At 51.9% G+C, this 12809-nt stretch carries 8 protein-coding genes; 3 read left to right on the top strand and 5 right to left on the bottom strand.

The genetic code is table 11. The features are described 5' to 3' along the window. Nucleotides 1–197 precede the first annotated feature (197 nt). From dxs to xseB, 3 genes are read right to left on the bottom strand one after another with little or no spacing between them, the layout of a single operon-like run. Nucleotides 198–2060, bottom strand: a complete 1863-nt coding sequence (gene dxs, locus ABUK12_RS10475; RefSeq protein WP_410016205.1) for a 1-deoxy-D-xylulose-5-phosphate synthase — start codon at nt 2058–2060, stop codon at nt 198–200. Nucleotides 2061–2098: 38 nt separating this feature from the next. After that, entirely contained in the window at nt 2099–2995 is an 897-nt protein-coding gene (gene ispA, locus ABUK12_RS10470; RefSeq protein ID WP_410016204.1) for a (2E,6E)-farnesyl diphosphate synthase, read from the bottom strand. A gap of 3 nt (nt 2996–2998) precedes the next feature. Next, the gene (xseB, locus tag ABUK12_RS10465; protein WP_410016203.1) at nt 2999–3241 is read right to left on the bottom strand and encodes an exodeoxyribonuclease VII small subunit; all 243 of its coding nucleotides are present in this window, start codon (nt 3239–3241) and stop codon (nt 2999–3001) included. 229 nt (nt 3242–3470) lie between these two features. Between xseB and thiI the strand changes: the two genes are divergently transcribed. Next, nucleotides 3471–4919, top strand: coding sequence for a tRNA uracil 4-sulfurtransferase ThiI (gene thiI / locus ABUK12_RS10460; protein WP_410016202.1), 1449 nt, complete (start codon nt 3471–3473; stop codon nt 4917–4919). An 85-nt stretch (nt 4920–5004) separates the two neighbouring features. Here the strand turns inward: thiI and yajL are convergent, their stop codons facing one another. Both yajL and panE read right to left on the bottom strand, forming a co-directional pair. After that, on the bottom strand, nt 5005–5598 hold the full coding sequence (gene yajL, locus ABUK12_RS10455; protein WP_410016201.1) for a protein deglycase YajL: 594 nt from the start codon (nt 5596–5598) through the stop codon (nt 5005–5007). Next, nucleotides 5558–6475, bottom strand: a complete 918-nt coding sequence (gene panE, locus ABUK12_RS10450; RefSeq protein ID WP_410016200.1) for a 2-dehydropantoate 2-reductase — start codon at nt 6473–6475, stop codon at nt 5558–5560. The genes yajL and panE overlap by 41 nt, the downstream gene beginning before the upstream one ends. A gap of 196 nt (nt 6476–6671) precedes the next feature. Between panE and ABUK12_RS10445 the strand changes: the two genes are divergently transcribed. Together ABUK12_RS10445 and ABUK12_RS10440 are read left to right on the top strand one after the other, a co-directional pair. Further along, complete coding sequence (locus tag ABUK12_RS10445) at nt 6672–7163, top strand: YajQ family cyclic di-GMP-binding protein (RefSeq protein ID WP_331122703.1); 492 nt, start codon at nt 6672–6674, stop codon at nt 7161–7163. 598 nt (nt 7164–7761) lie between these two features. Beyond that, entirely contained in the window at nt 7762–12807 is a 5046-nt protein-coding gene (locus ABUK12_RS10440; RefSeq protein WP_410016199.1) for an RHS repeat-associated core domain-containing protein, read from the top strand. Nucleotides 12808–12809 lie beyond the last annotated feature (2 nt).

The raw sequence follows: 12809 nt of genomic DNA, 5'->3' as shown, positions 1-12809 counted from the left end.
AATCGGGCGTGATTTTCCCGCCCGACCGAGCGCCCCATGGCGCGGTATGCCCGCCACCACCGCGCTTAAAGCAGACGTGTTCAAGGGAGAGCGCGCCAATGGGGTTGAATCGGGCGTGGTTTTTTCGCCCGACCGAGCGCCCCATGGCACGGTAGGCCCGCCGGCACCGGGCTTACCTAAGGCGCCGCGCCAAACCCTCAGGCCAGCCAGCGCTCAATCCGGGCTTGGATCCCGGCGCTGTCCAGCCCGAGCGCGGCGCGCATTTCCTCCTGGCTGCCCTGCGGGATAAACCGATCGGGCAGGCCGATATTCAAGACCGGCACCAGCAGCCGCTGGTGCATCAGAAATTCATTCACGCCGCTGCCGGCGCCGCCCATGACGGCGTTCTCCTCCAGCGTCACCAGCGCTTCGTGGCTGGCGGCCAGTTCCTCGATAAGACTTTCATCCAGCGGTTTAACAAAACGCATGTCCACCAGGGTGGCGTTTAGCGCGTCGGCGACGACGCGCGCGTCGGCCAGCAGGGTGCCGAAGTTAAGGATGGCGATCTTTTCGCCCTGGCGGCGGATGATCCCCTTGCCGATGGCCAGTGGCGCCAGTGGCGCCAGCGCCGCGCCGGTACCGCTGCCGCGTGGATAACGCACCGCCGACGGTCCGTCCTGATAGTGATAACCGGTATGCAACATCAGCCGACATTCGTTTTCATCGCTCGGCGTCATGATAACCATGTGGGGCACGCAGCGCAGGAAGGATAAATCAAACGCGCCCTGGTGGGTCGGCCCGTCGGCGCCGACGATGCCGCAGCGATCGATGGCGAACAATACCGGCAAACGCTGGATGGCCACGTCATGGATCAGCTGATCGTAGGCGCGCTGTAAAAAGGTGGAGTAAATGGCCACTACCGGTTTATAACCGCCGATGGCCAGGCCCGCGGCGAAGGTCACGGCATGTTGTTCCGCAATGGCCACGTCGAAATACTGGCCGGGGTACTGCCGCGAAAAGCGCACCATGCCCGAGCCTTCGCGCATGGCGGGGGTGATTGCCATCAGTTTATCGTCAGTCGCCGCCGTCTCGCACAGCCAGTTGCCGAAAATCGCCGAATAAGTGGGCAGCCCGCCGGCGCTTTTGGGCAGGGTACCGGTCTCGGGATCAAATTTCGGCACCGCATGCCAACTGATGGGGTCTTTCTCCGCCGGGGCATACCCCTTGCCCTTTTTGGTCATGATATGCAGGAACTGCGGGCCTTTCATGGCGCGCATGTTTTTCAGCGTATGCACCAGTCCCAGTACATCGTGCCCGTCCACCGGGCCGATATAGTTGAATCCCAGTTCCTCGAACAGCGTACCGGGCACCACCATGCCCTTGATATGTTCCTCGGTGCGCTTGACCAGCTCCTTAATGGGCGGAATGCCGGACAGCACCCGCTTGCCTCCCTCGCGCAGGGTAGAGTACAGCTTGCCGGAAAGAATCTGCGCCAGATGGTTGTTCAGCGCGCCGACGTTTTCGGAGATCGACATTTCGTTATCATTGAGGATCACCAGCAGGTCCGACTTGATATCCCCCGCATGGTTCATCGCCTCGAACGCCATGCCGGCGGTAATGGCGCCGTCGCCGATGACGCACACGGTACGGCGCCCTTTGCCTTCATGTCCGGCGGCCACCGCCATGCCGAGCCCGGCGCTGATGGAGGTGGAGGAGTGGCCGACCGACAGCACGTCATAGTCGCTTTCGCCGCGCCAGGGAAAAGGATGCAGGCCGTCTTTCTGGCGAATGGTGCCGATCTGGTCGCGGCGTCCGGTCAGGATTTTGTGCGGATAGGCCTGGTGGCCGACGTCCCACACCACATGATCAAACGGGGTGTTATAGACATAATGCAGCGCAACGGTAAGTTCCACGGTACCCAGACCCGAGGCGAAATGGCCGCTTGAGCGGCTGACGCTGTCCAGCAGGAACCGCCTCAGCTCGTCGCAGAGCCTCACTAAACTCTCTTTCGGCAGCAGCCGCAGCTCGGCGGGTACTTCGGCTAAGGCCAACGTCGGGTACTTCGTCAGATCAATACTCATCGGATACTCATATCTGGGATGGAAAAAGACGCTTTTTTTTACTTATCGCGTTCAATGACAAACCGTGCCAGCGCGTTCAGGGCCGACGTATCATAACCCAGGCTTTCGACATGCGTTAAAGCCGCCAATGACTCCTGGATCAGATCATGTGCCTTGGCGCGCGCGTTATCAAGCCCCAGCAGCGCCGGGTAGGTGCTTTTGCCCAGCTGTTGATCCGCGCCCTGGCGTTTACCAAGCGTCGCGGTATCGCCCACCACGTCGAGAATATCGTCCTGGACCTGGAAGGCCAGGCCGATGGCGGCGGCATAACGATCGAGGAAGGGCAGGGCCGCACGGCCCGGTTCCCCGGCCGCCAGCGCGCCCATGGTTACCGCCGAGCGGATCAGCGCGCCGGTCTTATAACGGTGAATGGTCTCGAGATCCGCCAGGTTGACCGGCGTCACTTCCGCCGCCAAATCCTGCGCCTGGCCGAGGCACATGCCGGCCGCGCCGCTGGCCTGGGCCAGCGCCGAGATCATCGCCAGGCGATCCCGCGTCGCCACCGACGGCATCGGCGCGTCGGCCAGAATGGAAAACGCCAGGGCTTGCAGCGCGTCCCCGGCCAGGATGGCGGTGGTTTCACCAAATTTAATATGGCAGGTCGGTTGACCGCGCCGCAGGTCGTCGTCGTCCATTGCCGGCAGGTCGTCATGGATGAGGGAATACGCGTGGATGCATTCCACCGCCGCCGCCGGCGCGTCCAGGTCCGCCAAAGGCAGGCCGAACAGCTGGCCGGTACGGTAAACCAGGAACGGCCGCAGGCGCTTGCCGCCCAGTAACGCGCCGTGGCGCATGGCCTGGGTCAGCGGTTCCCGGGGATCCAGGGAAGCGAAAAACCGGTCCAGCGCCCCGTCGACCCGCAGATGGCAGGCCTTTAGCTGCAGCGCGAACTCCATGGTTTATTCCGCGTCCGGGGTAAACGGCGTCAGCGGCGCAGTGTTCTCGTCGCTAAGCAATATCTGCACCCGCTGCTCCGCCTGCTGCAAGGTCTGCTGGCCGTGGCGCGCCAGCTGCACGCCCTGTTCAAATGCGTTCAGCGCCTCTTCCAGCGGAAGCTCGCCCGATTCCAGGCGGGTGACAATCTGTTCCAATTCTTTTAGTGCAGTTTCAAAACTGGCGGGCTGTTCGGTTTTTTTCGGCATAACGATTTTTTCACCAACGTAAAGGGCATGGCATATGAAAACAGACAACGTTAGCCCAGAGTGCGATGATAAGCAAATTGGGCTCAATGCCGCGGCGTAAAGTGATATACTGCGCGCCTCGGATGCTAAGGGTAATATCCAGGCGTACTGCGCCGGATTATCCCTATCTTATTATATGACGTGTTCCGCTACGTTACCTTTTTCTTCTGATCACATAACGACTATCGCCATGAAGTTTATCATCAAACTGTTTCCGGAAATTACGATAAAAAGCCAGTCGGTACGGTTGCGCTTTATTAAAATTCTCGCCAGCAATATCCGCAACGTCATGAAACATTATGACGAGTCCCTGACGGTGGTGCGTCATTGGGATCATATCATCGTACGCGCCAGGGACGAGAGCAAGCGCCCGGTTATCTGCGAGGCGCTGACCCGTATTCCCGGCATCCATCATATCCTGGCGGTGGAAGAACACACCTATACGGATATGCACGACATTTATGTGCAGACGCTGGCGCAGTACCACGACCGGCTGGTGGATAAAACATTTTGCGTGCGCGTAAAACGCCGCGGCACCCATGAATTTACTTCGCAGGATGTGGAACGCTACGTCGGCGGCGGCCTGAACCAGAACGTGTCTGGCACCCGCGTGCGGCTCAACCATCCCGAAGAAACCATCCACCTGGAAATCGAAGACGATCGCCTGCTGCTTATCACCGCGCGCTATGAAGGCATTGGCGGATTCCCTATCGGTACCCAGGAAGATGTGCTGTCGCTGATTTCCGGCGGTTTTGATTCCGGCGTTTCCAGCTATATGCTGATGCGCCGCGGCTGCCGGGTGCATTACTGCTTCTTTAACCTGGGCGGCGCGGCGCATGAAATCGGCGTGCGCCAGGTGGCGCATCATCTCTGGAACCGCTACGGCAGTTCCCACCGGGTGCGGTTTATCGCCATTGATTTTGCCGCCGTTGTGGGTGAAATCCTGGAAAAAGTCGATGACGGCCAAATGGGCGTGGTGCTCAAGCGCATGATGATCCGCGCGGCATCGGAAATGGCGGAACGCTTCGGCATCCAGGCGCTGGTGACCGGTGAAGCCCTGGGGCAGGTCTCCAGCCAGACCCTCACCAACCTGCGCCTGATCGATAACGTCTCCGATACGCTGGTGCTGCGGCCGCTGATTTCCCATGATAAAGAGCAGATCATCAATACGGCGCGCGCCATCGGCACTGAGGAATTCGCCAAAACCATGCCGGAATATTGCGGCGTGATTTCTAAAAGTCCCACGGTCAGGGCCGTAAAGCATCGTATCGAGCAGGAAGAAGCGCATTTTGACTTCAGCGTGCTCGAACGGGCGGTGGCGGACGCCAGCAGCATCGATATCCGCGAAATCATCGAGCAGACCCGCCAGGATGTGGTGGAAGTGGAAACCGCGGCCGACGTCGGCGGCAATGATATCGTGCTGGATATCCGCCCGGTGGACGAGCAGGAAAGCCAGCCGCTGCTGATGGACAACATCGTGGTCCAGGCGCTGCCGTTCTATAAGCTCGGCACCCAGTTCGGCACCCTTGACCAGAGCAAGTCCTATCTCCTGTACTGCGAGCGGGGCGTCATGAGCCGGCTGCAGGCGCTGTACCTGCGTGAGCAGGGCTTTCACAACGTCAAGGTATACCGCCCTTAAAGGCCGCGTCCCGGCCGCTTGCCGTACGCTAAATACGGCAAACGGCAAGCGTGTTCGCCATCGCCGGCCGGGATCCCGGAGTGAGTTACCCGGCGAAATCCCGTATGCCCGCAGGCAGCACCAGCTGCGCCGCCACTTCCGCCGCTTTGCTTCCGCCCAGTAGCAGCCCGATAATATGCAAGGCAAACTCCATCGCCGTACCCGGACCCTGGCTGGTCAGCAGGTTCGCCGTTTTATCGTAAACGACCCGCTCGTCCCGCCATTGCGACGCCGGGATCCGGTCTTTCAACGCCGGGAACCCCGTTAACGCGGCATCAGGAAACAGGCGATGATGTACCAGCACCAACGCCGGCGCCGCGCAGATGGCGGCAATCAGTCTGCCGGCGCGACTTGCCAGACGCAGGCAATCAATCAGCGCCGCGCTGTCGCGCAGGGCCTCGGCGCCCTTGACGCCGCCCGGCAGGACGATAACGTCGAACGCCCGGCCGGCCACCGTCGCCAGCGGGGCATCGGCCAGCAGCCGTACTCCGCGCGAGCAGACAATCCCATGGCTCGCGTTGCCCACGCCCACGCCCGTCACCGTCACCTCAATGCCGGCCCTGACCAGCAGATCGATCACGGTCACCGCTTCGGTTTCTTCACTCCCAGTCGCCAGACATACCATCGCCGAGACGCCCATAGTGGTCCTCCTTCTGTTTGATCAGCTCATACAACCGCTGGTTTTCCGGTACGCTCAGGCCATGTACCCGCGCCCGCCGCACCAGGTAACCATTAATATAGTCAATCTCGGTATGACGCTGGGCGCGAATATCCTGCAGCATCGACGACGTATTGCCCGCGGTGCTTTTAATGGTTTGCCCAACGTAAAACAGCAGGCTTTCATAAGAAGTATGGTATCCCTCGCGATCCATGACCATCGCCACTTCGCGGCACAGCGCTTCGATCTGATCGATATACTGTTCTATCTCGCCGTTACGGCACTCATAGGCCGCCGTCAGCGGGTTGATGACACAGTTGGCGGCCAGTTTAAGCCAGCAGGAAGCGGCGATATTGTTATGCCAGGCCACATCCGGCAACGCCTCGTGCAGCTTTTCCGCCAGGTGGCTGATGGACTGCGCGTTTTCCGTCAGCGGGCCGATACGGGTGGTACCGTTATAGACATGGATAATGCTGCCGCTCTCGCTGCGATAAGCCGCGTGGGTGGTGATGCCCTGCAACAACGGCTGGGTAAGCGCAGGCAGCTCTTCGCGGGTGCCCAGGCCGTTATGCAGCAATAAAATGGCGCAGTCCGCCCTGAGCTGCGGCAACAGCGTGCGGATGGCGCCGGAAACCTGCCAGGCTTTCAGCGTCACCAGCAAGAGATCACTCCCGGACAAAAGCGCGGCGTTGTTGGCGGGCAACTGATGCCGCACGTTCTCCCCCAGGGGCGTCACCACATCCACCGTACAAGACGACTGCGGCACGCGCAGCCATCCCTGGACGTTGTGCCCCTGGCTCACCAGTCCGGCCAGCCACAACTGGCCGATGGCGCCACACCCGAGAACGGTAATATTCATGTTTTAACCTTTGCTATGCATTAAGCCAACCAGCGCCTGCCTGCGCGTAGATTGCTCTGATTATAGACATATTCGCTGCCTATCAAGGGCCGTTTTAGGCCTATTCATTTTTTTGCCGACGCCGCGGACAGTATTTTGTATCTGGCAAACCAAGCGGGTATGATGCTAACCAAAGAATGGCAGCCGGAGACACATTATGCCCTCATTTGACATCGTTTCAGAAATAGATATGCAGGAAGTTCGCAACGCGGTGGAGAATGCCAGCCGCGAGCTCACCACCCGCTGGGATTTTCGCAACGTACCGGCAAGTTTTGAGCTCAATGAAAAAAACCAAAGCATCACCGCCACCAGCGAATCCGATTTCCAGGTGCAGCAACTGGTCGAGATCCTGCGGGAAAAATTGGCCAAACGCGGTATTGAGGGCGGGGCGATAGAGCTGCCGGACGAGATGGCGCGCAGCGGCAAAACCTATAGCGTCGAGGCCAAGCTCAAGCAAGGCATCGAATCCACCCTGGCCAAGAAGCTGGTGAAACTGATCAAAGACAGCAAGCTGAAGGTACAGGTGCAAATCCAGGGCGAGCAGGTACGGGTTACCGGCAAATCCCGCGATGATTTGCAGGGCGCCATGGCGCTGGTCAAAGGCGGAGAGCTGGGCCAGCCGTTTCAGTTTACTAATTTTCGCGATTAAGTGCTGGGCTGACGGCAGGGCGACTTGCCCATTTTAATCTATATAACTTAATAAGATAGGCGTCTGTTATTAAATAGAGCGGGCGCGGTTTTTAGTTTTAGCGTATCAAAAAATGCCGCCTGAATACCCTTTTTTGCATAATCAATGCATGCCTATTGAAATGAATCCCTCTGTTTGCTATCACTATGGGGAATAAATATCTTTGTAGAGGAACGAGTAATATTAATTAAAAAGTCACTCTATGTAAAATTTATAACATATCTGTTTATATAACATAAATGTATGCATTGATTTTACAGTGATCTTCTTTAGCGTTTTTAACTTAACAGAAAATTATTTAAACGATTGGTGGCATTAATGTGTGAAGTCTAACGCCAAGGCTTAATGTCGTTTTGGCGTGGGCATCATAATGCTTTCCCCAAGAGTTAGCGAGTCGACAGTATTTATATGCTTTAAGCCTTATTTCTTAATTTCTATAAATTTTTTCACGCGGGAATAAATGATTATACCTTTCTCACATTACGCGAAAAGTACTTATACCGTTTGTTACTCACTGTGAAAAATTTGTCATAATAGCAACAGTAGGTGAGGTGTCATCATGAGTAGACAATTTTCATCCCAGGCATTTAATTATAGCGATGCCAATCAAACCACGGTCAATCCGCGTACCGGCATGTTTAATGTTTATTTGCCCTTAGTGAACTTGGTGGGCAATGCGGGATTAGGGCCCGTTTTCCAGGTCGCGCTCAGCTATAATGGGTTTGGTAGCTTTAATTATGGTTTTGGCTTAGGATTTCATCTTGGCTATTCTTATTATGATACTGCCTATGGGATTTTAGTACTGAGTTCAGGTGAACAATATAGTGTCATCGAAACCCCACAAGGCATTGAGGTGATACAAAAAAAACTGACTAACTTCCATTTTGTTAGAACAGAAAACGGTTATCGGATTATATGGAAAAATGGCATAGTGGAAGAATTAGGCAGCCCGCAAAAGATGGACACGTTCAAAGTTGTCCTGAGGATTTACAACCCCTTTGGTTTAATGTTGATGTTTCAATGGGATATTGTCGACTCCAATACGATGCCTAAGTTGACTTCCATAGTCGACAATGATTTTGGGACCTTAAGAATTGATTATTTCAATCAAAGTGGTCTCCCCGAAGATCGGCTTACTTTAATAACTGCCTGGCCGGGCACCCAAGAATCTATTTCGTTCGCATTACGATTTGATGACCATAATAGTCTTAGCGAAGTGTTGACCTTAAGCGAAAACGAAATATTGGCGAGTTCCGAATTTGAATATACTAATTTTCTTCATTACCGCTTACTTACAAAAATGCATGCCGATCCTGATATTACGTATGAAATAACCTATGAAGATAGCGCAACGGTCTTCCCTACTAGCGCGTATTTACCGGCATTACCGAGAGTATCGAAAAAGGTAACAAGCATCGGCGGTAAAACTCCCCTCATCACCAGCAACTACACCTACTCTTTATCCAATTTTCTTGGCGGTCACTCCCCTGAACAATTTTGGGTACACTATCGTGACTATCTGCTTGAGCATAGTCAGTATCTTTTTGATTATCAATACTATCAACATGAAGAATATACAAACGGTGCTGATACCATTAGTATTCGATATGTATTTGATGTATTGCATAATGATATAGAAGTGATAAAAACGGTAACGCGTGACTCAAAAAGCTATGTCACTAAAAAAGAAACTGTGTTTAATTCTAATTTGACAGAGCCTTTTGATGCCCAGCCCAGTCAATATCAGCTGGCGTCCACTCAAAAAATAACCTACATATCTCCGGATAAAATCACCAGGGTGGAAACTACCGAAACGCGCTACGACGAAGGCGGCAACCTAGTTTGGCAGCAAAATCCCGATGGTATGATTATCGAAAATGAATATTATCAGAATAATAAGGAGCATCCAGAGACATTAGATCCCTGGGGGTTTGTACGCTATTTATATAAACAAACCATCAAACCTTCTAGTCGGGAATTTATTACTGAATATACAGTGACAGTACATGAATATGAAAGTTTTCCCTCAATAGATAATGCACCGGCCGCCTGGTCCATTGTTCCGAAAAAAAGCCACTTTTATGCCCATGAATCGGTGAAATCAGAAGAGGTACTTATCACCAGCGAGGAACTATTCTATATAAGCAGCCCTCTTAACAACAACCCAATGCATGGCAGGCTAGAACGGAGGGTCAAAACGTTTATCGATGGCGATCACAGCTATCCCGCCACCACACAATTTACCTATTTCTTGTCGGGTGTTATTTTAGTCATATCCAGGGATGACACCGGCTATGATGGCCTAGCCTATGCCACCGCCAGCAGAACCTCTTCTTGCACCGGACGCGTGCTGTCAGAAGTCGATGCGCAAAACAGTCAACACAATTATGACTATGATTTGTTGGGCCGTTTAATCCGGCACACGCAAAATCCCGGCACCGCCTATCAACGTATAAGCACACTAGATTACTACATAGAGAGAAACTGTGACGGTAATTTTGGGGTGACAACCACCACCGATGCTTCCGGCAATAAGATACGCAGCTGGTTTGATGGTCTAGGAAGGCCAGTTAAAAAGGCATCCAATAATATTGATCGCGCCGAAAGCGATGAATGGTTTGAGATCGAAAGTAAGGAATATAATGCTATTAGCCAGGTTTTATCTAATACCCTGACTGACCACTTTGTTCCCACACCTGATGAAATAGAAGAAAGCGTAAGTATTACAGCTACCATGGAATATGAACCTTGGGGAAATGTCAGCGTGATAAGACGCAGTGACGGAACCCATGAGGAAATACAGTTTGATCCGATTAAACTTCAGGCAACCTTGAAAAAATACAGTTCCACCGATCCTAATAAAAAACTTGGCGATATCAGGATCGATTTTAATATAGGGATGCAACCGCTAAAAAAATCATGTATTAGTCTTGATGGCAGCGTTTATTCTGAAACTAGCTCAAGATATGATGGCTACGGCTTGCTGCGTGAGTACAAAGACGAAAAAGGCTATGTCACCCATTACGAATATGATGCGTTTCATAGGCAAGTTATGGTAGGTTTGCCTGATAAAAATGCAACTTTACGAAAGTATGCCGTCCATACTGATAAACCCTGCGTAACCGAAGTTAGTGTACAAGATATACAGGAAAACGTGACGATATTAGGCACTCAGGCATTCGATAGTTTGGGACGTTTGAAGGAGTCCGTTTCTGGCGGGCGCAGATATACTTATGAATATATTGGTGCTAATCCTAAACCTAGCGTAGTAACCACCCCGGCGGGACAATCACTTGAATATCAATATATTCCAGAATTGGGCAATGTGGTCAGTTTAGTAGCCGATCGAAGTCTATACAAAGTATATTCCTGGAATACCCTGGCCGGGAAAATACAAGCTTCGACAAGTGAAAATGTTGACTATCCGGTAGGCCGGGGGCGGATTATGCAACGCTGGTTTTATTCACCTTCTGGGCAACTTGGGCAAGAAGATTTTTCTTCTGACATCAACGCTAGTATTAGATTCGATTGGACATTGTTGGGCGCTGAAAAAAAAGGTAGTCTGTCAGGGGATAATCCATCATCCACTTATGAACGTTCTTTTTGGTACTCTAAACAAACAGGTCAACAAATATTAGGTCAAAATATTAATTCTTACACTAAAACGGATTACGATGATTTTGGCCGCGTGGCCGAGTTAAACCATACCGATGGTTATGTTGATTTTTACGTTAATACCAAATTTTCCTATGATGAGTTCAGTCGTGAGTATAAACGTGAAATTGTTATGGGAGCGGATTTTCAAACCAATTTCAAGGAAACGAAACTAACAATAGAATATTTTTATGAACGAAATGGGAATATTCTTGATAAAAAGATCACTTTGGATGAAAAACTTGTAAACCATGAATTATACGAATATGACGAGTGTAACCGGCTTATTCATATGAAAAGTGAAAGCCATGAGTTTGCTACGGATGCTTATGGTCAACAATTTGATGAACAGAATTTTTCCTACGATGCGTTGAATAATATGACCCGCTGTCACACGCATTTTTTTTATGGAGATGATTATGCGGAGTTTCATTATGACAATCCGGATGATCCTACTCAATTGACCTCGGTCTCACACAGTGCTCCAGTCTATCCCCCGTTAATTTCACTCCACTATGATGCTAATGGGAGAATGGATGTGGACGAGGCGGGGCGTACATTGCAGTACGATATTCTCGGGCGGCTAATAAAAGCCCATTCACCTGAGCATTCAGGTAATTATGATTATGATGGCATGGATCGCCTGGCAAAAGAAGAAATTGATCATCAGCCGGTGAGTAACATTATATACGAGCATAATACACCACAGTTGAAACGTGATGCTGATGCCAATGATACTGCCTGGGTTGCTAAATGGTTAAAGATATCAAGAGCCAACGGTTTTTTTGAAGACATGGCAGAAATGGCGAGAGATAGATTGCTAAATGTAGTTTTAACCGGCCGCGTAAGTTTTGACGTTACTGCCACCTTTAATACCGAACTCCATTTGTACACCCCATGGGGTTACCGTCAAACGGAGGATCCAGCCTTGCCGGGATTTAAGGGTGAGCTGCGCGATGCTATTACCGGCGCTTACCCATTGGGCAATGGCTACCGTTCATACAACCCGATTTTAATGCGCTTTAACAGCCCCGACAGCCTCAGCCCATTTGGTGCGGGGGGCATAAACCCCTACGTCTATTGCAACAATGATCCAATAAACGGCATTGATTTGGATGGTCACTTAAGCAGAAGATTAGCATTTACCGTTTTATTTAGTGTGATAGGGTTAGTGTTAGCCATACCTACCTTCGGCTACTCATTGGCGGCAGCCACCGCGGGCGTGATGGCCTTATATGGGGTGGCAGGTTTACTTGAGCTCACCTCCGCCGCGACCGGAATTGCTTCGGCTGCTTTAGAAGGATCGAATCCGCGTACATCAGCTATTCTCGGTTGGGTTTCATTAGGGACAGGCCTCGGTGGATTAGGAGCCTTGGGTGCGGCGGCGGCGGGTGCGAAGTTGTCGGTACTCGCTGCTAATAGGGCTGCATTGGCTGCGGGTGGGGAAATGTTAGGCGAAGATTTTATTATATTCAGAGGCTCGCAATATTCCGATCGATTAATCATTGACGCCCATGGGGCTCAACCATTTTTTAGTGGTGAACGTATTGAGGTTTCTGATGGCACCGCTGTCCGTTTTTTTGGGCGCGAAGGGCGATTTCTTAATGATCCTGGGTTGGTTGGCATTATGGATAGTAGCTATCAATCAAGGAATATTGTTCTTCCTGGGGCTTATGTAATTAATTATAATCTTATGCAATATCCAATTGAAGACAGCTTGGAAATCGAAGAACAAGCATATGAGACGCTATTCCATCTATCTCAACGGTATAATGTGGACGTCGTGTTCCCCGCCAGAGGCGTAATTGATTATAAATTTGCCAACTTAAATAGCCTTTTCAGTGAGCTAGGTAAGGCGGGTCTTCGTTATCAATATATTGATGGCGTCTTTTGCCGATTGAATCCATGGCGTTATTTTTGGGCTGCCGCAGATGATGCTATACACTTTTGAAC

The sequence above is a fragment of the Sodalis sp. C49 genome (genome assembly GCF_046352915.1).
GTDB lineage: Bacteria > Pseudomonadota > Gammaproteobacteria > Enterobacterales > Enterobacteriaceae > Acerihabitans.
The sequence above is the reverse complement of the archived record's forward strand: the minus strand, read 5'-3'. Positions and strand labels throughout refer to the sequence as shown.

Bases quoted from the DNA above. Each gene is read 5' to 3' on its own strand.
- xseB (WP_410016203.1), bottom strand. From the start codon at position 3,241: ATGCCGAAAAAAACCGAACAGCCCGCCAGTTTTGAAACTGCACTAAAA.
- panE (WP_410016200.1), bottom strand. From the start codon at position 6,475: ATGAATATTACCGTTCTCGGGTGTGGCGCCATCGGCCAGTTGTGGCTG.
- ispA (WP_410016204.1), bottom strand. From the start codon at position 2,995: ATGGAGTTCGCGCTGCAGCTAAAGGCCTGCCATCTGCGGGTCGACGGG.
- yajL (WP_410016201.1), bottom strand. From the start codon at position 5,598: ATGGGCGTCTCGGCGATGGTATGTCTGGCGACTGGGAGTGAAGAAACC.
- ABUK12_RS10445 (WP_331122703.1), top strand. From the start codon at position 6,672: ATGCCCTCATTTGACATCGTTTCAGAAATAGATATGCAGGAAGTTCGC.
- ABUK12_RS10440 (WP_410016199.1), top strand. From the start codon at position 7,762: ATGAGTAGACAATTTTCATCCCAGGCATTTAATTATAGCGATGCCAAT.
- dxs (WP_410016205.1), bottom strand. From the start codon at position 2,060: ATGAGTATTGATCTGACGAAGTACCCGACGTTGGCCTTAGCCGAAGTA.
- thiI (WP_410016202.1), top strand. From the start codon at position 3,471: ATGAAGTTTATCATCAAACTGTTTCCGGAAATTACGATAAAAAGCCAG.